This window comes from Sphingopyxis sp. (assembly GCF_034380315.1).
Classification (GTDB): domain Bacteria; phylum Pseudomonadota; class Alphaproteobacteria; order Sphingomonadales; family Sphingomonadaceae; genus Sphingopyxis.
The window spans coordinates 140,941-160,315 of sequence record NZ_JAXMPB010000005.1 but is presented as its reverse complement, the minus strand read 5'-3'; the positions used below and the strand labels follow the sequence as shown (position 1 = coordinate 160,315).

Genomic DNA, 19,375 nt, shown 5'->3' with positions numbered 1-19,375 from the left:
CGATTCGGCGGCAAAAGCGAACGAACAAAAGGCGAATATGCCCGAAATGACGGCATAAGAACGCCGGATCGGAGCAATGTCATGGGGTGGAGGAAGTGATGCAGCAGGAAATTCAACCGCGCCCCTTGCGCGGCCATGGTGCGTTCGCCTTTTTCGAACGCGGGGCGGCGGCCTGGGCGGACGATCCCGTACCGGCCGCGATGCTGCTGTACGTCGGCCCGGCGAGCGGGGCACAGGCCGCGGCGCCGATCGAAGGCGTGCGGCTTGTCGCGGCGGTGCCGCCCGAGCGTGCGGCCGGACATATGCGGAGCATGGGACGCCTCGACATCGCCTGGCTTGCCGCCGCAGAGACGATCGAGGGTGAGTTGCTTGCCGATATCTGTGCCGCGGTTGCGGAGCGGGGCGGCGGGCTGATCTGTGAAACATCGCTGGCCGCGCTCGACCGGATGACGGCCGCGATCCCGGACCATGTCCCGGTCCATTTCCTGGTCGATCCCGATGAAGCCGACCGGCGGCTCGCCCTTGCTGCGGCCTGTCCCGAACGCCGGATGAGCGTTTGCGACAGCGCTCGCGACGAAGCGATGGACCGGATCGACCGCCTGCAGGAGGAGGTGGCACGCATATCCCGCCTGCTCGTCGATCTGGCGGCGCAGCGGACCGTGCTGCCCGGCGCGATGGGGACGGGCTTCGTCCCGCCGCCGCTGTCCGGTGCGGAGGAGCCCGCGACGGCCGTCGAGGCCGCCGTGCGTGCGCCGGCGCGCGATTTCACGGCTCCGCCGCGCAGCTTCGTGCCCGAAGACTGGACGATCGATCGTCAGCGGGCGAAGCAGGTGCGCCACCTGTTGCGGCAACGGCGGATGCGCGAGCAATATTTCCCCGCCGACATGTTCGCCGACCCCGCCTGGGACATGTTGCTCGACCTTTATGCCGCGCGTCTCGAACGCCAGCCGGTGTCGGTGTCGAGCCTGTGCATCGCCGCCGCAGTCCCCGCGACGACCGCGCTGCGCTGGATCAAGACCATGACCGAAGCGGGCCTGTTCCGGCGCGAGGCCGACCCGCAGGATGGGCGCCGCATCTTCATCGCGCTTGCCGATGCGGCGCTCGATGCGATGGACCGCTATTTCGAGGCTCTGGACGAGTAGGCCTGACGGGCCGCCACAAAGAGCGGGGGGTATCGGCATGCGGCGCATTCCCCTGTCGCCCTGCGCGGGTTAGGGGTGGAGCGGTTTCAACGGAGTGTGTGCCGATGCCGATCATGGCCGCCCGCGTTTATCACGATGGCAAGCTTGTCCGCGATCTTGGTCCCGACGAGGCGATCCCGGAGGATTGCGCCGATGGGGATTCCTTCTGGCTGGGCCTGTATGAACCCACGCCGGGTGAACTCGCAGCGATCGCCAAGCGGTTCGGGCTGCACCCGCTGGCGGTCGAGGACGCATTGAAGGCGAATCAGTTGCCCAAGGTGGAAGTCTATGGCGACCAGCTGTTCGTCATTGCGCGCACCGCTAACCTGGATGACGACACGATCCAGGCCGGCGAAACCGCCATTTTCCTGGGGCCGCATTTTTTCGTCAGCGTCCGCCATGGTTCGGCGCGCACCCACACCGACGTTCGCGCGCGGCTGGAGAGCCTGCCGGCCAAGCTGGCGCACGGTCCCGACTATGTCCTCTATGCCGTCCTCGATTTCATCGTCGATGGCTATTTCCCGGTCGTCGATGCGATCGAGGATCGGATGCTGTTGGTCGAGGACCGCGTGATGGATACCCCGCTGGATGCGGCCGAAATTCGTCACCTTTACGCGCAGCGGCACGAGATCATCCGGTTCCAGCGGCTGGTCGGGATGATGAAGGAGGTCGCCGGGCGGTTGGCGACCGATGATGAACTGCCGAATATCGATTCGACGGTGCGCCCCTTTTTTCGGGATATCTGGGACCATGTGCAGCGCGCCGAATATCGGTTGACCGGGCTGCGCGACATTGCCGCGTCGGTGATCGAAACCAACGGGATGCTCGAGCAGCAGCGCCAGGGCGTCATTACCCGCCAACTGGCCGCCTGGGCCGCGATATTGGCGGTGCCGACCGCGATCGCGGGCATATATGGCATGAATTTCGAGCATATGCCCGAGTTGCGCTGGACCTTCGGCTATCCGTTGATCGTCGGCGCGATGGCCGGCATCTGCCTGTTGCTGTACTGGCGTTTCAAACGGATCGGGTGGCTATAGCGGGCGCGACGCAGCGCTTGCCAGCCGCGCCGGCTTGTGGCAGGGGCGCCCTTCCCACGGCGTGGGGCGCTTAGCTCAGTTGGTAGAGCATCTCGTTTACACCGAGAGGGTCGGCGGTTCGAGCCCGTCAGCGCCCACCATTTTTCCCGACCGGATATATCAGCGCGGTTTGCGCTCGATCGCCTCGACGATATCCTTGGCCGTGACGAGGTCGACGCCCGTTGCGTTGCGAACCTGTTTGACCGCTTCGATCTTGCGGCCCGCATCGACGAGGCGGCGGATTTCATCTTCGTCGATCGCCGCCGGATCGGTTGGAGGCGTGCTTGCCGCGAAACGCGGAGGCAGCACGCGCGGCGGCGGACCGGTGAGGTCGCGCCGGTCGCCATTCCTTCGTTGAAGGTATAGCGTCAGCGCGACCCCGGAAACCAGCCCGAGGAGGAAGAGGATCAGCGGACCCATCGTCCCCGTCCGTCCTTAGGCAGCGAGCTTGCGCAGCACATAGTGCAGGATGCCGCCGTTCATATAATATTCGACCTCGTTCGCGGTATCGATGCGGCAGAGCGTATCGAAGCGGAAGGTCGAACCGTCGCGGCGCGTCACCTCGACCGTCACGGTCTGGCGCGGCTTGATGTCGGCGACGCCCTTGATGGTGAAGACATCGTCGCCGGTCAGGCCCAGCGTCTCGCGGGTCTCGCCGTCCTGGAACTGCAGCGGCAGCACGCCCATACCGACGAGGTTCGAGCGGTGGATACGTTCAAAGCTTTCGACGATCACGGCGCGGACGCCGAGCAGGTTGGTGCCCTTTGCCGCCCAGTCGCGCGACGATCCGGTGCCATATTCCTTGCCCGCGATGACCACCAGCGGGGTGCCATCGGCCTTGTGGCGCATGGCGGCGTCATAGATCGGCATGACGTCGGCGCCATAGCGCGACATGCCGCCTTCGATGCCGGGGACCATTTCATTCTTGATGCGGATATTGGCAAAGGTACCGCGCATCATGACTTCGTGATGGCCGCGGCGTGCGCCATAGCTGTTGAAATCGGCCTTGTTGACCTGATGCTCCATCAGCCATTGGCCGGCCGGGCTGTCCGCCTTGATCGAGCCGGCCGGGCTGATGTGGTCGGTGGTGATCGAATCGCCGAGGATCGCGAGCGGCTTTGCGCCGACGATGTCGCTGACCGGGGCAGGGGTCATTTCCATGCCCTCGAAATAGGGCGGGTTGGCGACATAGGTCGATCCGGCGCGCCACTGATAGGTGTCGCTGCCTTCGACCGAGATCTTCTGCCAGTGCGCGTCGCCCTGATAGACATGGGCATAGCGCGCCTCGAACATCGCGCGATCGACGGCGCCCGCCACCGTGCCCGCGACTTCTTCGTTGGTCGGCCAGATGTCCTTGAGGAACACGTCCTGTCCGTCCTTGCCGGTGCCGATCGGGGTGGTGGTGAAATCCTCGATCACCGTACCCTTCAGCGCATAGGCGACGACGAGCGGCGGCGAGGCGAGGAAGTTGGCGCGCACGTCCGGCGACACGCGGCCTTCGAAATTGCGGTTACCCGAGATCACCGCCGCGGCGACGAGGCCATTTTCGTTGATTGCCTTTGAAATCGGTTCGGCGAGCGGGCCCGAGTTGCCGATGCAGGTCGTGCAGCCATAGCCGACGAGGTTGAAGCCGATATTGTCGAGATGCTTTTGCAGCCCGGCCTTTTCGAGATAGTCGGTGACGACCTGCGATCCCGGTGCGAGGCTGGTCTTGACCCACGGCTTGGGCTTGAGGCCCAGTTCGTCGGCCTTTTTGGCGACGAGGCCGGCGGCGACGAGGACGCCGGGGTTCGAGGTGTTGGTGCAGCTGGTGATCGCCGCGATCGTGACGTCGCCGTCGCCGATGTCGAAATCCTTGCCTTCGACCGGAACGCGCGCCTGCGCCTTTTTATAGACATTGGCCATGTCGGCGTTGAAGACGTCGTCGACATCGGGAAGCGAGACGCGGTCCTGCGGACGCTTCGGCCCGGCGAGCGAGGGAACGACGGTCGACAGATCAAGTTCGAGCGTGTCGGTGAAGATCGGGTCGGCGGCACCTTCGACGATCCACAGTCCCTGCGCCTTGGCATAGGCCTCGACCAGCGCGATATTCTCTTCACTGCGGCCGGTCAGGCGCATGTAATCGAGCGTCTTGTCGTCGATGCCGAAGAAACCGCAGGTCGCACCATATTCGGGCGCCATGTTGGCGAGTGTCGCACGGTCGGCGAGGCTGAGCGAGGCGAGGCCGGGCCCGAAATATTCGACGAAGCGGCCGACGACGCCGCGTTCGCGCAGCATCGCGGTGGCGGTGAGCACGAGGTCGGTCGCGGTGACGCCTTCCTTGAGCGCGCCGGTGAATTTGAAGCCGACGACTTCGGGGATCAGCATCGATACCGGCTGACCGAGCATCGCGGCTTCGGCCTCGATCCCGCCGACGCCCCAGCCGAGCACGCCGAGGCCATTGATCATCGTCGTGTGGCTGTCGGTGCCGACGCAGGTGTCGGGATAGGCGACGGTGGTGCCGTCGGCGCCTTCGCTCGACCACACGGCTTGGGCGATATGTTCGAGGTTGACCTGGTGACAGATGCCGGTGCCCGGGGGAACCGCCTTGAAATTGTCGAGGCTCTTCGACCCCCATTTCAGGAAGTCATAGCGTTCGCCGTTGCGATAATATTCGATCTCGACATTCTGTTCGAACGCCTTGGGGTGGCCGAATTCGTCGACCATGACCGAGTGGTCGATGACGAGGTGGACGGGAACGAGCGGGTTGATCTTCGACGTGTCGCCGCCAAGCTTGGCGATCGCGTCGCGCATTGCGGCGAGGTCGACGACGCAGGGAACGCCGGTGAAATCCTGAAGCAGCACGCGCGCCGGGCGATACTGGATTTCGCGGTTCGAATGCGGGTCCTGCTGCCAGTCAACCAGCGCCTGAACATCGTCGGTGGAGACGGTGAAACCGCCATCTTCGAAGCGAAGGAGGTTTTCGAGCAGCACCTTCATGCTGAACGGCAGGCGTGACACGTCGCCGAGCTTGGCCGCGGCCTTGTCGAGCGAATAAAAGGCATAATCCTTGCCGCCGACCGAAAGCGTCGAGCGGGTTCCCAGCGTGTCTTGGCCAGTCGTTGTCATGTGCAGTTCCCTATTGAGGGCGCGGCGGGGAATGACCGCCGCGTGCCGAGCGGGAGAGCGAGGCAAGCGGGAGTCGCGCGCGCGGTTATGGTTGGCGCCTCCCTACGCCGGGATCGCGGAAATGCAAGGGGGGAGCGGCGTTGTTCTGGGGGGTGGGCGCGGTCCCAACCCCGGATACGTTCCCCGCCGACCGGCGGCGTGGACGGGGAGTCGGGGCCGGGGGGGGGGGGCGCCCCCCGCCTATTCGCCGAGCAGATGTTTCTTGATGAACATGATCTGCGCGCCGCTGCTCCAGTCGCCGGCCTCGTCGCTGTTGACGCTGTGCCCGTCCTTTTCGGAAAGAAGGAACCAGACGGGTGTGCCATTGGCGCGCACCGCATCGCGGATCATCTCCGCCTGGCGGGCCGGAACGCGGGGGTCGTTCGCGCCCTGGATGATCAGCAGCGGCGCCTTGATCTTCGCGGCATTGGCGAGCGGCGAAATGCGCGCGAAAAAGGCCGCCATGGCGGGGTCGCGTTCGTCGCCATATTCGCGGCGCCGGTTGTTGACGCGGTTGCGTTCGGTTTCCTCCAGAAAGGTCTTGAAATCGCTGATCCCGACCCGCGCGATGCCGCCGCGCAGCCGGTCCGAATAGTGAGTGAGCGCCGCGAGCGAGACATAGCCGCCATAGGAACCGCCGACGATCATCACCCGATCCGGATCGAGGTCGGGCCGGGTGCGTATCCAGTCGAGCAATGCCCCGATGTCGCGGATCGAATCCTCGCGTTTCATGCCATTGTCGAGCGCCTCGAAGGCGCGGCCATAGCCGGTGGACCCACGAATATTGGGCTCGACCACCGCGACCCCCAATTCGGTCACATAATAATGCATCGTGCGCGAAAATTCGGGGCGATGCTGCGATGCCGGGCCGCCGTGAGCGTTGATGACCACCGGCAACCGCGCGCCGTCGCGGCGTTTCGGCGGAAGGTAGAGCAGGGCCGGGATTTCGCGCCGTTTCCCTTCATCCTCGTCGAAGGTGGGGTAGCGGACGATCTGCGGAACAAGGTCGACCCCGCCTCCGTCGCTGAGCCCGCCGGTGAGCGCACGGACCTTGCCCGACTGGAGGTCGAAGGTGACGGTGCGCGAAGGCGATACGGGCTGGGTCAGCGTCATCACCAGTTCGCGATTGTCGGGGCTGAAGGCGGCATCGGTGACCACCCCCGGCGAACGATCGGGCGCGCTGTCGAGTTTGCGCAGGTTGACCGCATCGAGGAGCATCACGCGGCTGAGCCCTTCCCAGTTCACGAACAGTGCAAGGAGGCTGCGATCGGGCGACAGGATGGCGAAATCGACATCGCGCTTGAGCGCCGAGCTGATGTCGGCGAGCTGGCCACTGTCGAGATCGAGCTGGAACAGCGCCCGGTAGTCGGACATGCCGTTGGCGACCAGGAACAGTTTGCGCCCGTCGGCCGAAAAGCGCGCATTTCCTATCGGCGAGGAGGAGGTCAGGAGCAGCTGTTCTTCGCCGGTGACGGGATCGATCAGCAACAGGCGATGATGATCGTCGCCCTGCAGCGACACGACAAGCTTGCTGCCGTCGGGCGACCAGTCCTGGACGAGCAGCGAATCGTCGAAGGTGGCAAGGACGCGGCCGCTGGTATCGCCGCACAGATCGTGGACCACGACCTGCCAGATGCCGCTGCCTTCGGGAGAAGCGGCATAGGCGATGCGCCGACGATCGTCGGCGGCTTTCAGCGCGATGCGGCGGGCCTTTCCGCTGGTCAGCGCAAGGCGGTCGGGGGTGCCCCGAACCGTCAGATGGATGTCGTGATATTCATCGCCATTGTTGTCGCGGCGGGTCAGAAAGGCTTCCTTGTCGCACGCGCGGACGAGCTGGGCCCCGCTGAGCGACCAGGCGCGATCCTCATAGGGTTCGGCGCCGCGGGTGGCCGAGGCATAGCGATAGATGTCGCCGCGGCGAGCGAAATACATATACCGGCCGTCGGGCGCATAATCGACGAAGCGATAATTGTTGGCGGTCGGCAGGTGCGCGCCGAGCTTGCGACCCTCTGCCTCTGCCTCCATCGGGATATTTTCCAGCCGGACGCCCTGTTCGATGCGGATGTCCGTTTCGGTTCCGGGGGGCGCCGACGTTCCGGTCTCGGCTGTCGTTGCTGGCCCCTGCTGCGCCGAAAGCGATCCGCATAGCAGGAGCCCCGCCAACAAGCCCGGCAATCTCCAGGCGCGCGCTTTCATGCCCCGTGCTCGTGGCCCCATCGTCTGTTCCTCCCCACTGAATGTTGCGCGACTTGCTAGGCGGCGCCCGGCGGAGCGACCAATGAATAATTCGCATGTCGCGATGACGAAAACGGAACGGGCGCCATGCGTGGGGACGAAGGGGCGGGGCGGAGAATGTAATGAAAAAATTTCGAACATTGTCGAAATGTTCTTGCCGATAGGTTCTGCATCCTATATTTCCAGAATTATGGAAATAAGGATTCGCCCATGAAGGCCGACCAGGCCGTCGCCGCGCTTGCCGCGTTGGCGCAGGAGCATCGCCTGGCGCTGTTCCGCCTGCTCGTGCAGGCGGGCGAGAAGGGGCTGGCGGCGGGCGCGATCGCCGAAGCGCTGGCCATTCCCAACAGTTCGCTGTCTTTTCATCTGACGCAGCTGCGCGCGGCCGGGTTGATCGAACAGCGGCGGGAGCATCGCTCGATCATCTATCGCGCCCACTATTCCGCGATGAATGCGCTGCTCACTTATCTGATGGAAAATTGCTGCGCGGGCACGGGGTGCGATCCCGAACCCGCCTGCCTGGTTCAACAAGAGGAAGGAAAGAGCCTGTGAAACGTCTGCATGTTCATGTCGGGGTGGCCGATCTCGACAGCTCCATCGGCTTTTACGCAACGATGTTCGGGGCCGAGCCGACGGTGGTAAAGCCCGACTATGCCAAGTGGATGCTCGACGATCCGCGGGTCAATTTCGCGATTTCGGTTCGCGGCGACGCGCACAAGGGGGTCGAGCATCTGGGAATCCAGGTCGAGAGCGTCGAGGAGCTGGGCGAGGTTTACGGCCGTCTGCGCGCCGCCGACCGGCCGGTGCTGGAAGAAGGGCGGACGGTCTGCTGCTATGCCAAATCCGAAAAGAGCTGGATATCCGACCCTGACGGGCTGGTGTGGGAAGCGTTTTTCACCGACGGCGAAGCGACGCATTATGGCGATAGCCCGGCGCTCGAGACGCTGGCGGCGAAGGATGAGGGAACGCCCCCATCCTGCTGCGTCCCCATGCCCCAATCCGCCGTATGAGGCGCGCCCATGACTGACCCGGCGCCGCTCATGCGCCGGGTCGCCGCCGAAGCGGTTGGCGCCTTTTTCCTGTTCTCCGCCGTCATCGGATCGGGGATTATGGCCGAACGGCTGGCGGGCGGGAATGACGCCCTTGCCCTGCTGGCCAATACGGTGGCCACGGGAGCGATCCTGTTCGTACTGATCACGATGCTGGCCCCGGTTTCGGGTGCGCATATGAACCCGGCGGTGACGATGGTGGCGATGCTGCGCCGCGACCTGTCGCGCCGCGATGCCCTGGCCTATATGCTCGCCCAACTGGGGTTCGGCATTGCGGGGGCGTGGGCGGCGCATCTGATGTTCGACCTGCCGCTGTTGCAATGGTCGGCCAAGGCGCGCGGGGGCATGGGCCAATGGACGGGTGAAGTGGTCGCGACCTTTGGCCTGTTGCTGACGATCCTGGGCACCGCGCGGCACCGGCCGCATGCGATCCCGGCATCGGTCGCCCTTTACATCACGGCCGCCTATTGGTTTACATCGTCGACCAGCTTCGCCAATCCAGCGATCACCATCGCCCGCAGCCTGTCCGACACATTCGCCGGAATCGCGCTGCGCGACGTGCCTTTGTTTGTCGCTGGACAATTGTTGGGCGCTTTGGCGGCGCTGGCGGTCGCCCGTTTCCTGTTCCCGCCGCGAGCGGGCTGATCGTCGCAGCGCGCCCGCCCAGGGGTCAGGCGCCGTTGACGGTCAGCGATACAGGCGTGGGGGCAAAGGCGCGAACGCGATTGCGGCCTGTCCGCTTGGCCGCATAGAGCGCCTGGTCGGCGTCGCGCATCAGACCCGAAAGCCCGGCACCGGGCGCACCGACCGCGAGCCCGACGCTGATCGTCGCGGGCTGGTTCTCGGGCACCAGCCCTTTGCAGGCCCCCGCCATCCCGGTCCGGATCGCCTCGGCCAACTGGCGCGCCGTGTCGATGCCCGCGCCGGGGACAAGGATCGCAAATTCCTCGCCGCCAATCCGGCCCGCGATCATATCCACCGGTCCGGTCCGCAGCGCGTGCGCGCCGAAGGCGGCGATGATCGCGTCGCCCGCGGCATGGCCGAAACGGTCGTTGATCCGCTTGAAATGGTCGATATCGGCAATCAGCAGCGCAACCGGCTGGTTTTCGACGAGGCAGCGGCGAAGCGCGGGCCCGGCCTCTGCCTCGAAGCCCCGGCGGTTGAGGAGGCCCGACAATTGGTCGGTATCGGCCTGTTCGCGCAGATCGGCGATCAGGTCGATCGCGACCGCGACCATCAGGCTGAGCGCGGCAACGACCGAGACCATCGCCTGGCTGAATTCCACCGTGGTCCAGTAAACCGATTGCTGGAAACCCACATAATTGTCGAACCCGCCGCCCAGCGACAGGATGACCAGCGGGCGCAGTGTCAGGTTCGCCGCCGACAGCAGCGCCACCCCGAACAGCAGTTTGTCGATCAGATAGGGCTTTTCGATCGGGTAAAGCGCGCGAACGATAAGAAAGGCGATGACGCCCGTCCCGACGCTGATCGCATAGATGCGGCCGGTGATCGTGGGCTCGCCGATCAGGAACCACAGGAATATCGAGAGCGAAACCGCGATGACGCCCGCCATCGGCCGCCAGGGGATAGGCAGATTATATCGCCCGATGATCGCCGCGGCGAACAACATGCCGGTCGTCAGGAATCCGAGGTTGGCGGGAAGCCGTTGCAGTTCCATCGGCAGTGCCGGGCCGACGTCCATGATCAGGAAGGCGATCGACGAAGAGAGATAGGCGCCCGCCGCATAGGCGACATAGGGGCGCCGGTGATTCAGCCACAGCAGAAAAAAGGCCACGGCAAAAAGCAGGCCGATACCTGGATTGAGCAGCGAGATGAAAAACTGTCCGGTCAAAGCCGCTCCTAACCGCCCCCTTTCACTATGTCGCAGCCATAAATAACAATCGGTTAAGCCGTCCGGAAAAGCAAGGCGAAGCGAAGCGTCCTAGCCCGTGCCGCGCACCGCAAGGCGGACGGGGATGCGTGTTCCGGTGCGCGTATGGGCATGATCTTCGAGCGCCATGGCGACCAGCGCTTCGCCCGCAGCGTCGATGTCGGGTTCGAGCGTCGAGAGCGCGGGATGGGCAAGGGTGCCGGCGCGAATTCCATCGAAGCCGATCAGCGCGACGTCCTGGGGCACGCGGCGCCCGGCGTCGCTCAGTCCCTGGAGCAGGCCGAGCGCCAGCATGTCGCTTGCCGCGAAAATCGCGTCGACGTCGGGCTTGGCGGCGAGCAGGGCGGCCGCGGCGGCCACGCCCTCGGCATGCCGATCGGGTGCGGGCGGCGGTGCGATGAACAGCGGCTCGATGCCATGGGCCGCCACGGCGTCGAAAAAGGCGTCGCGCCGTTCGTCGAACTGGCGCTGCGGGGATTTTTCGGGGCCGACGAAGGCGATGCGGCGTCGCCCGCTGGCGACCAGGTGATCGGCGGCGAGGCGGGCTCCGCCTTCATTGTCGCTGCGCATCCAGCGAAACGGATCGCCCGGACTGCCCCAGCACACGAAATCGAGCCCCGACGCCTGCGCCTCGGCGAAATAGTCCCATGCCGCGCGGTTGCTGGTCGTGCCGATGACGATCATCGCGTCGGCGAGACCCGATGCGACAAAATCAGCGCGAAAATTGGCGGCGCTTTCCTGAAAGCTGACGAGCAGGTTGAAACCGCGTGCCGATGTCGCGGCGGCGATGCTGCCGAGCAGCGCAAAGTAGAAGGGGTTGATCGCGCTGCGGTCTTCACCCGGGCGGCAGATGGTGACGAGCGCGATCGTCTCGCTGCTCTTGAGGCGAAGGCTCGACGCATGGCGGTCGACGACATAGCCGAGTTCGCGCGCCGCAGCGGCGACCCGGGCGCGGGTTTCGGCGTTGACGCCCGCACTGTTGCGCAGCGCCCGCGAGACGGTCGATTGCGATACGCCCGCGCGTTCGGCGACGTCGAATGATGTCGGGCGCAGCGGCTTGGCGGTCATGATGGCGTCCCTCTCCTTCGCGCTGTCTGTTGCGCCGGGGCGAGGGCTTGTCAATCGCGCGCGGCCGCGTCGGGGGTGCGGTCGGGCCAGCGGATGCGGATGTCGAGGCGATGGTCGGCGGCGGCGCGGTTCCATTCGCCCTTTAGCTGGCGTTCGATCAGCGACCGGATGAAATGGGTGCCAAAGCTTTCGGTTCCGAACTCCGGCGTTTCGGGAAGGTCGCTTTCGCTCCAGCTCAGTTCGACGTTTCCGCCGTCGCGGTGCCAGTCGACGGCAAGCGCCCCCCGGCCCGACAGTGCGCCATATTTGACGCTGTTCGTCACCAATTCGTGGACCGCCAGCGTGAGCGCCTGCGCCGCTTCGTCGTCGAGATGGACGTCGGGGCCGGTGATCGCTTCGCGCTGAGCCGCTGGCCAGCCTGCCGTCTCCAGTTCGCGGCGGATGATCGCGCCAAGTTCGACGGTATCGACGGCCCCGGTCACGAGCATCTGCTTGGTGTCCGACAGTGCGCGCAGACGGCCATCGAACTTGGTTTCGAAGTCGTCGAGATCGCTTGCCTCGCGCAGGGTGATGCGTGCGAGCGCGCCGATGCGGGCAAAGGCGTTCTTCATCCGGTGCGCCATTTCACCGATCATCAATTCACGGTCCTCGGCATGGCGTGCCTTTTCCTCGGCCAGTGCCTGGAACGCCTGGAGCCGCCGCTGCTGGACGCGATGAAGCTGTGCCGCGAGCAGGGCGAGCGCGACGCCGAACAGCAGGATGGCGAGCGGCCGACCCAGCCGTTCGAAGAAGCGGCCATAAGAAATGCGTACCGTCCAGCGTCGGTCGGCAACGCGCAACGTCTGTTCATGCGCGTCCCAGCGAACCGTGCCGCGGTTGAACACCCGCTGTGCCGAGGGGCCTTCGCCCGCCAGGATCTCGATCCCGTCGACGTTGGACAATTGGTTGCCGATCGTCGCGGTCATCAGATCCTCGACGCGGAACGGGGCATAGACGAAGGCCTCGATCGCGCGAGCACCGCGTGCGGTCGCGACAACCTCATCCTTTGGGTGGGCGCCGTTCAGGGCGATGCCGCTGTTCGGCGCGTGATTGGCATAGACCGGGATATAAATAAGAAATCCCGGCTGTTTGCGGCCCGGCAGTCGTTCCTGCACCAGCTGGACGATGCCGCTGGCGGCGGGCTGGCCGGTCTGCCACGCCCGTCGCATCGCCTCGCGGCGGACGGGGTTGCTGTACATGTCATACCCCAGCGCCGCATGGTTTCGCGGTTCGTCGGGTTCGATCAGGACGATGGGAAAGCCGATCGGTTCGCTGGTGGTGGGCCAGACGCGGATCGGTTTGCCGTAATTTTCTAAAAGCCGCGCTTCGGCCGCCGCCGGGGTTCCCTGGCGCATCGCAATGGCGATGCCGACCCCTTGCATTCCCGGCGCCCGCGCCTTGGGCTGCAGCGCGGCGAGATAGGCGCGAATGCCCGGGCCGCTGGTCTCCATGTCCGATTGGTAAAGCGCGCGGACCCCTTCGAGGACCGCGAGCTGGTCGCGCAGGCGTACATTGATCTGCAACGCCAGCCGTTCCGCCTGTTTGGCTTCTTCGCGGCCGTTATACAGGAAGCTGGCGGTCGCCCCCATCATGGCGGCGAGCAAAATCACCAGTCCGACAAAGCGGACGAGCAGGCCCAGCAGCCGATCTGCCCAAAGCGTCGGGCGCATTATTCCCAATCCTGCATGATGGCTGCCGTGGCAGCGCGCCCCTCGATCGCGTTTCTTTCATGCCAAGCGGCTGATAGCAAGCTGATTTGCCGCCGGAACGGAAGGTCGCCGTAGCGGCCGGCGATATCGGGCACGGGTTGCATGGTGCAACTGAATCTCTATGCTGCGGCTTCTGTCAGCAGGAGGATCCGCACGATGATCGTTTATGGCTCGGTGGTGTCGCCCTTCGTCCGCAAATTGCTCGGCTATCTCGGCGAAAAGGGGATTGATTTCGAACTGAAGGGCGTTGGACTCGGCGATCCCGATCCCGGTTTTCAGGCGGCTTCGCCATTGGGCAAGATGCCCGCAATCGACGACGACGGCTTTCTGCTCGCCGATTCGAGCGCGATCATCCACTATCTGGAAGCGAAATACCCCGAACCCGCGCTGATCCCGGTTGATCCGCAGGAGCGTGGCCGCGTTATCTGGTGGGACGAATTCGGCGATACCGTTCTTGCGGCGTGCGGAGGAAAGATGTTTTTCAATCGCATCGTCGCCCCGCGGTTTCTGGGGCGCGACGGGGACCTTGCGGCGGCGGCGCAGGCCGAGGCGGATGAACTGCCCAAACTGCTGGCCTATCTGGACGGCGCAATCCCCGACAGTGGTTATCTGGTCGGCGATCGTTTCAGCCTGGCCGATCTGTCGGCCGTCTCTCCGCTGGTCAACATCGGCTATTGCGCCGAGACGATAGATATCGGCGCCTATCCCCGTGTCGCGGCATGGAGCGCGGCTATCCGTTCTCGCCCGGCGCTGGCCGGCTGGATCGCCAAAGAGGAAAGAATGATGGCGCGCACACGCGACAAGGCTTGACGCGGCGCTCGGCTTCGGCTTTCGGCGGCGCGCCGCGTGGATCAGGGGGATCGCGCGCGAAGAGGGACCCGGGCGTTGAGGCAAGAATATCCGCTGGCGCTTCATCATAGCTGGCCGCTGTTCGACCAGGCGCGCCATTTCGACCTGGGTTGGGTCGACAGGACATGCGTTCGTCCGCTCGATCCGCCGCAGGCCCCGCTTCCGATCGACGATGCCGCCCTGGCGCGGCGCGGGGTCGGCGTATGGCGCTGCGACCTTGCCGACAACCGATTGAGCTGGTCTCCCGTCGTCTATGATATTTTCGGCGTTCCGCGCGGTTCGTCCGTGGCCCGGGCCGAGGCGGTTTCCTTTTACTGCGAAGGGTCGCGCGCTGCGATGGAGCGGCTGCGCGCCTATGCGATTGCGCACCGTCGGGGCTTCACCCTCGATGTCGAGATCGGCCCCGCCTTGCCCCGGCCGCGGTGGATGCGCCTGGTCGCCGCGCCGCGGTGTGAGGGCGACAAAGTGGTCGGGCTTCACGGCCTGAAATGGTTGCTGCCGCCCGGCGGTGCCTGAACGGGCCTGGCGGCGGGCTGTTGTGGCTGCATGGGCGCCACCGCCCGGGCGCGAAGAAAATTCTCGAGCGCGATGAAGATGATTTCGCGGGCATCGCTGCCCAGCATTTCAGCGGTGTGGTAATCGAAGCCGGCGCGGTCGCCGCGCGATACGGCGCCGATCATCGCGGCGAGCAGCGCCTCGTCAAAACTGAGGCGCGGACAGCAGGGCGGGGCGACGGCAAAGGGGTCGGGCCAGCATTGGCCGATCGCTTCGACCACCAGCCGATATCGCCGCGCCGCGAGGATATTGCCCCATCGCCGTTCGAGTTCGGGGACCGGGTCGCGGCCGCGCCGGCGGCACAGGATGCAGTATCGCAGTGCGAGCACCGCCTGCGCGCCGTCGGCAGGCAGATCGCGGATCGACGGTTGCGCGATCAATCGTCCGATCAGCGTGCGGATTTCCATCATAGCCTCTTCGTCCCGCCATCGGTTCGTCGGCGGTCCCCGGTCGAACCGAAAAAGATGCCGGCCGCAGCCGCAGCCGCGACCGGCAGGAGGGGACTGCCTTATTGTGCTAATGATAATTAATCGCAAATACAAGCAAAAAGAGAGGCGCCCGAAGGCGCCTCTGCAAAGGGACGGCATGTCCCGGTTTTTCCGGCTTTCCGCGCCCCCCCTTCCAAAAGGAGGCGAGGGCGAACGGGGTCAATCTCCGCTCAGCGGTTTCGATTGCAGCTGGACATAATTTTCGATTCCCATGCGCTCGATCAGGTCGAACTGCTTTTCCAGCTCATCGACATGATGCTCCTCGCTTTCGAGAATGTCGGCGAACAGGTCGCGGCTGACATAGTCGCGTACGCTTTCGCAGTGGGCGATGGCGTCCTTGAGCAGCGGAATCGCTTCCTCCTCCAGCGCGAGATCGGCCTTCAGAATCTCTTCGACCGTTTCGCCGACGCGCAGGCGTCCGAGCAACTGGAAATTGGGAAGCCCGCCGAGGAAGAGGACGCGGTCGGCCAGCTTGTCGGCATGCTTCATCTCGTCGATCGATTCTTCGCGCTCGAATGCGGCGAGACGCGAAATGCCCCAATTGTCGAGCATGCGGTAATGCAGCCAATATTGGTTGATCGCGGTCAGCTCATTTTTGAGCGCCTCGTTCAGAAAATCGATAACCTTGGCGTCGCCCTTCATTTTCTCTTGTCCTGTCTGGTTTCTAAGGTGGGGATAATGCACGCATTATACCCGCCCAGAGCCAAGCAGGCCAAGGGTAAAAATGGCTGAAATCTGGGGAAATTTAGGCCGTTGCCGCAGCGTCTTTGATGATATTGCGAGCGAATGGCAGGCATTGGCCGCACTTGGGTTTGCGACCCAGTTGCGCGTAAGCGGCCTTTGCGCACCGCAATTGGCCATCGCGCGCGACATCGCGCAGATCGCGTTCTCTTATTGCGTTGCAGACACAGACGACCATGTGCGAATCCTTCTCAACAAGACCCATCTAGGGATAGTGAGAAGGATTCGCAACAGTAAAGTTGCGATTGGCTCGCAATCCGAACAGGCGCATTTTCGTGCGCCCCGCCCCTTGCCCGAAAAGCGATTCGCGGGCATAGGCGCGCGCATCTTCTTCATGCCATTGCAAAGGTCGCCGCCCATGAAAGTGAATGTCTATGTGACGCTCAAGCCGGGGGTCCTCGACCCGCAGGGCAAGGCGATCCACCATGCACTGGAAGGATTGGGTTTCGGCGGGGTTGCCGATGTTCGCGCGGGGCGTTTCATCGAACTCGATGTCGCCGACGATGTTTCCGATGCCGACCTTGATGCGATGTGCGCCAAGCTGCTCGCCAACACGGTGATCGAAAACTATCGTATCGAACGTCCCTGACGGACAGAAAGAGACAGCCATGAAGACCGCGGTCATCGTCTTTCCGGGTTCCAACTGCGACCGCGACATGGCGGTCGCGCTCGAAACCGTCACCGGCGTCAAGCCGGCGATGGTCTGGCACCGCGAAAGCGCGCTGCCCGACGGGACCGACTTCATCGCGCTGCCCGGCGGCTTTTCCTATGGCGACTATCTGCGTTCGGGCGCGATGGCGGCCCGGTCGCCCATCCTGCGCGCGGTGGTCGATGCCTCTGCTCGCGGCGTGCCCGTCCTTGGCGTATGCAACGGTTTCCAGGTCCTGACCGAAGCACAGCTTCTGCCCGGCGCGCTGATGCGCAACGCGGGTCTGAACTTTGTGTGCCGAACGGTCCCGCTGACCGTCGAAAACAATCGGTCGCTGTTCACGTCCGCCTATCGGGCGGGCGAGACCATCGCCATTCCGGTCGCGCATCACGACGGCAATTATTTCGCCGACGCCGCGACCCTCGACCGGATCGAGGGCGAAGGGCGAGTCGCCTTCCGCTATGCCGAGCCGATCAACGGCGCGGCGCGCAACATTGCGGGCGTGATCAACGATGCGGGCAATGTGCTGGGCATGATGCCGCACCCCGAACGCGCGATCGACCGCGCGCACGGCGGCACCGACGGGCTACGTCTGTTCGAGGCCGCGCTCGGCGTTCTTGCCTGAGGTCACAGCAGGTCTCGCTTCGTCAGGGGCGGTGGGTTTGCGCTGCCCGGGACGCAGCAGCGGCAGGGCCAGCGCGAGCATGATCGGCCAGAACATGGTGTTGCGCAGGTCGTGCCAATGTTCGGCGCGGTCGCAGAGGCCGCCGTTCATCAGTTCGAGCTGGTGGTCGAGCCATTCGCCGCCCAGCGCGGCAGCCGCCACGACGAGCAGCGCGGCGATACTTCCGCGCCAGCCGCGCCACATCATGCGCACGACCAGAAACAGGGCGACGGCGACATAGACGTGCAGTGCATCGCGGCTGAGGCCGGTCGCATCGATCAGCCAGATCTTGAAATCATAAAACATCATGGGGAGAGATTCCGGCAAGTTCAAACCTTGGCCCTAAACGGTGTGAAGTCGGTGTTTTCGTCGAACACGTCGACTCCTTCGCGCCGCTTGAGTGTGCCGATCACCACATAGGTGACTGGCGTGAGCGCCGCCTCCCATAGCGTTTTGATCAGCCATTGGGAAAGGGCAACCTTGATAAGCTGTTCGGGCGGCCATCCCGCAAGGCCGTAAAAGGCGAGCGGGTAGAAAATCAGGCTATCAAGCCCTTGGCCCACGATCGTCGACCCGATGGTGCGCATCCACAGGAAGCGCCCGTGCGTCCACAGCTTCATTCGCGCGAGCACATAGGAATTGGCGAATTCGCCGACCCAAAAGGCGAGCATCGAGGCAAGGACGATGCGCCAGCTGTTGCCAAAGACGAATTCATAGCTCGACTGGCCGGGCCAGCCGTCGGCCGGCGGCAACGACACGACGACCCACGCCATGAACGCCATGAAGGCAAGTGCGGCAAAGCCGGTCCAGATCACCCGCCGCGCCCGCGCATAACCATAAACCTCGGTCAATATGTCGCCGACGATATAGCCGATGGGAAAAAACAGGACCCCGGCGGCATAGGGCCATTGCTCGCCGCCGGGCAGCAGGATGTAGCTGGGCTTCGACGCGCCGATGATGTTCGACAGCAGCAGAATGGTGACGAACGCCGCCATGACGAGGTCATAATAACGGAAATTGCGAACGCTCCCCGCGCCGACGCGGGCGGGTTTGGCGGAAGGGCGCGCGGACTCGGACATGGGCGATGCTTAACCCGCTTTGCGCGCGGCGCAAACCGCGCTATCTGCGCCGGCGCGTCACCGCAATGCGCGCCCGTAGCTCAGCTGGATAGAGCACCCGCCTTCTAAGCGGGTGGCCGCAGGTTCGAATCCTGCCGGGCGCGCCATTCTCGAACAAAAGAGAGAACTGCGGGCGTGGTTTTGGCCACGCCTCCTGCAGCACTCCGTGCCAGCACGGCTTTGGAGCTGTTGATGCGGATTTCCCGGTCGTCAACGCGGATCTCGCCGAGCAGCAACCGAGCGTAGGCTTGTCGCACATCGGGAGGGCCGTGATGGAGCTTGTCGCGCAGCAGCAGCGCCAGCTTCTCGATCTTCGTTGGTGTGATTTACCGGCTCCGCCCTGGCAAGGCGGCGGGTGAGGGCTGAAATCTGATCGGAAAGCTCATCCCGTCGGAACCTGAGGTTGACCAGCCGCTCAGGGGCGCGTGGCTGCGGTCGTGTCTCCACTCCGGTTTGGAACGGCAGGCATGGGGACGCCCTCGTCGGTTTCGGGCGGTGCCGCGATTTCGAAGCTGGTATAGGCTGCGAGTGTTGAGGTTGAGCGGCCGATGGTGAACGAGGCGCCATAGTTGATATAATAATGGCCCGGTTGGTCGAGGGGATGGGGCAGGGAGTCGACAAAGCTGTTGGCCCGACGATCCTGGGCCCCGTCGGCGAATCTGTCGAACAACAGGATCTTCGTGCCGTCGGGCTTTTCAACATCGAGATAGGTCAGGTCGACTTCGGCTGTGAAGGCAAGGCTGATCTGCTCCAGCGTTCCAGAAACGACCGACCCGTCGCGAGGGTTGGACGTGGCGAAGCGCGGAGCGGCCGAGACTTCACTGTTGGCGGGCGGCTGGGCGTAAACTGCGGAGCTGCCGAGCGCGAGCGCCATGACGAGCGCGAGTGATCGGAATGGTGTCGGCATTGGCAAGCT

The 19,375-nt window shown here is 64.5% G+C and carries 21 protein-coding genes and 2 tRNA genes; 11 read left to right on the top strand and 12 right to left on the bottom strand.

Translation table 11 applies throughout. From position 1 onward, the window contains the following. The first annotated feature begins 98 nt into the window (after positions 1-98). The 3 genes from U0S50_RS11100 (at position 99) to U0S50_RS11090 (ending at position 2,358) form a co-directional block, all read left to right on the top strand. On the top strand, positions 99-1,142 hold the full coding sequence (locus tag U0S50_RS11100) for a winged helix DNA-binding protein (RefSeq protein WP_322308849.1): 1,044 nt from the start codon (positions 99-101) through the stop codon (positions 1,140-1,142). A 104-nt stretch (positions 1,143-1,246) separates the two neighbouring features. Then, positions 1,247-2,218 (top strand): magnesium and cobalt transport protein CorA, encoded by a 972-nt coding sequence (locus U0S50_RS11095; protein ID WP_322308848.1) that lies wholly within the window; start codon positions 1,247-1,249, stop codon positions 2,216-2,218. Between the two features lie 64 nt (positions 2,219-2,282). Then, positions 2,283-2,358, top strand: a tRNA-Val gene (locus U0S50_RS11090). Between the two features lie 19 nt (positions 2,359-2,377). On the opposite strand, the gene U0S50_RS11085 is transcribed toward U0S50_RS11090, so the two are convergent. From U0S50_RS11085 to U0S50_RS11075, 3 genes are all read right to left on the bottom strand, one after another. After that, entirely contained in the window at positions 2,378-2,677 is a 300-nt protein-coding gene (locus U0S50_RS11085) for a hypothetical protein (protein ID WP_322308847.1), read from the bottom strand. Between the two features lie 15 nt (positions 2,678-2,692). After that, positions 2,693-5,365: an aconitate hydratase AcnA gene (gene acnA / locus U0S50_RS11080; protein ID WP_322308846.1), complete on the bottom strand. Its 2,673-nt coding sequence runs from the start codon at positions 5,363-5,365 to the stop codon at positions 2,693-2,695. A 240-nt stretch (positions 5,366-5,605) separates the two neighbouring features. After that, positions 5,606-7,600 (bottom strand): alpha/beta hydrolase family protein, encoded by a 1,995-nt coding sequence (locus U0S50_RS11075; protein WP_322308845.1) that lies wholly within the window; start codon positions 7,598-7,600, stop codon positions 5,606-5,608. 249 nt (positions 7,601-7,849) lie between these two features. On the opposite strand from U0S50_RS11075, the gene U0S50_RS11070 reads away from it, so the two are divergent. Genes U0S50_RS11070 through U0S50_RS11060 form a run of 3 tightly spaced genes read left to right on the top strand, consistent with a single transcriptional unit; the run spans position 7,850 to position 9,333 of the window. Beyond that, the gene (locus U0S50_RS11070; RefSeq protein ID WP_322308844.1) at positions 7,850-8,191 is read left to right on the top strand and encodes a metalloregulator ArsR/SmtB family transcription factor; all 342 of its coding nucleotides are present in this window, start codon (positions 7,850-7,852) and stop codon (positions 8,189-8,191) included. Continuing rightward, complete coding sequence (locus tag U0S50_RS11065; protein ID WP_322308843.1) at positions 8,188-8,649, top strand: ArsI/CadI family heavy metal resistance metalloenzyme; 462 nt, start codon at positions 8,188-8,190, stop codon at positions 8,647-8,649. The genes U0S50_RS11070 and U0S50_RS11065 overlap by 4 nt, the downstream gene beginning before the upstream one ends. Before the next feature lie 9 nt (positions 8,650-8,658). Then, the gene (locus U0S50_RS11060) at positions 8,659-9,333 is read left to right on the top strand and encodes an MIP/aquaporin family protein (RefSeq protein WP_322308842.1); all 675 of its coding nucleotides are present in this window, start codon (positions 8,659-8,661) and stop codon (positions 9,331-9,333) included. Between the two features lie 25 nt (positions 9,334-9,358). On the opposite strand, the gene U0S50_RS11055 is transcribed toward U0S50_RS11060, so the two are convergent. The 3 genes from U0S50_RS11055 to U0S50_RS11045 all read right to left on the bottom strand — a co-directional run bounded on the left by U0S50_RS11055 (position 9,359) and on the right by U0S50_RS11045 (position 13,356). Continuing rightward, positions 9,359-10,540 (bottom strand): GGDEF domain-containing protein, encoded by a 1,182-nt coding sequence (locus U0S50_RS11055; RefSeq protein ID WP_322308841.1) that lies wholly within the window; start codon positions 10,538-10,540, stop codon positions 9,359-9,361. 90 nt (positions 10,541-10,630) lie between these two features. Beyond that, a complete protein-coding gene (locus tag U0S50_RS11050) occupies positions 10,631-11,647 on the bottom strand; it encodes a LacI family DNA-binding transcriptional regulator (protein ID WP_322308840.1) in 1,017 nt (338 codons plus the stop codon). A 50-nt stretch (positions 11,648-11,697) separates the two neighbouring features. After that, positions 11,698-13,356: a CHASE domain-containing protein gene (locus U0S50_RS11045; RefSeq protein ID WP_322308839.1), complete on the bottom strand. Its 1,659-nt coding sequence runs from the start codon at positions 13,354-13,356 to the stop codon at positions 11,698-11,700. Positions 13,357-13,551: 195 nt separating this feature from the next. On the opposite strand from U0S50_RS11045, the gene U0S50_RS11040 reads away from it, so the two are divergent. Together U0S50_RS11040 and U0S50_RS11035 are read left to right on the top strand one after the other, a co-directional pair. After that, positions 13,552-14,205, top strand: a complete 654-nt coding sequence (locus U0S50_RS11040; protein ID WP_322308838.1) for a glutathione S-transferase family protein — start codon at positions 13,552-13,554, stop codon at positions 14,203-14,205. A 75-nt stretch (positions 14,206-14,280) separates the two neighbouring features. After that, the gene (locus U0S50_RS11035) at positions 14,281-14,760 is read left to right on the top strand and encodes a hypothetical protein (protein ID WP_322308837.1); all 480 of its coding nucleotides are present in this window, start codon (positions 14,281-14,283) and stop codon (positions 14,758-14,760) included. Here the strand turns inward: U0S50_RS11035 and U0S50_RS11030 are convergent. The 3 genes from U0S50_RS11030 to U0S50_RS11020 form a co-directional block, all read right to left on the bottom strand. Further along, positions 14,721-15,209 carry an addiction module antidote protein gene (locus tag U0S50_RS11030; protein WP_322308836.1) on the bottom strand — a complete coding sequence of 163 codons (489 nt, stop codon included), beginning with the start codon at positions 15,207-15,209 and terminating at the stop codon, positions 14,721-14,723. The two genes, U0S50_RS11035 and U0S50_RS11030, sit on opposite strands and share 40 nt — an antisense overlap. A gap of 237 nt (positions 15,210-15,446) precedes the next feature. Continuing rightward, positions 15,447-15,929 (bottom strand): bacterioferritin, encoded by a 483-nt coding sequence (bfr, locus tag U0S50_RS11025; RefSeq protein WP_322308835.1) that lies wholly within the window; start codon positions 15,927-15,929, stop codon positions 15,447-15,449. 103 nt (positions 15,930-16,032) lie between these two features. After that, a complete protein-coding gene (locus U0S50_RS11020; protein WP_058816440.1) occupies positions 16,033-16,206 on the bottom strand; it encodes a (2Fe-2S)-binding protein in 174 nt (57 codons plus the stop codon). Positions 16,207-16,386: 180 nt separating this feature from the next. Between U0S50_RS11020 and purS the strand changes: the two genes are divergently transcribed. Both purS and purQ read left to right on the top strand, forming a co-directional pair. Then, positions 16,387-16,617, top strand: coding sequence for a phosphoribosylformylglycinamidine synthase subunit PurS (gene purS / locus U0S50_RS11015; protein ID WP_322308834.1), 231 nt, complete (start codon positions 16,387-16,389; stop codon positions 16,615-16,617). Between the two features lie 19 nt (positions 16,618-16,636). Continuing rightward, positions 16,637-17,302, top strand: a complete 666-nt coding sequence (gene purQ, locus U0S50_RS11010; protein WP_322308833.1) for a phosphoribosylformylglycinamidine synthase subunit PurQ — start codon at positions 16,637-16,639, stop codon at positions 17,300-17,302. Here purQ and U0S50_RS11005 read toward each other — a convergent pair. Further along, positions 17,264-17,650 carry a hypothetical protein gene (locus tag U0S50_RS11005; RefSeq protein WP_322308832.1) on the bottom strand — a complete coding sequence of 129 codons (387 nt, stop codon included), beginning with the start codon at positions 17,648-17,650 and terminating at the stop codon, positions 17,264-17,266. The genes purQ and U0S50_RS11005 overlap by 39 nt on opposite strands. Positions 17,651-17,670: 20 nt before the next feature. After that, positions 17,671-18,420: a queuosine precursor transporter gene (locus tag U0S50_RS11000; RefSeq protein WP_322308831.1), complete on the bottom strand. Its 750-nt coding sequence runs from the start codon at positions 18,418-18,420 to the stop codon at positions 17,671-17,673. 69 nt (positions 18,421-18,489) lie between these two features. On the opposite strand from U0S50_RS11000, the gene U0S50_RS10995 reads away from it, so the two are divergent. After that, positions 18,490-18,566 (top strand) — tRNA-Arg (locus U0S50_RS10995). Between the two features lie 308 nt (positions 18,567-18,874). Here the strand turns inward: U0S50_RS10995 and U0S50_RS10990 are convergent. Beyond that, entirely contained in the window at positions 18,875-19,366 is a 492-nt protein-coding gene (locus U0S50_RS10990; protein WP_322308830.1) for a copper resistance protein CopC, read from the bottom strand. Positions 19,367-19,375 lie beyond the last annotated feature (9 nt).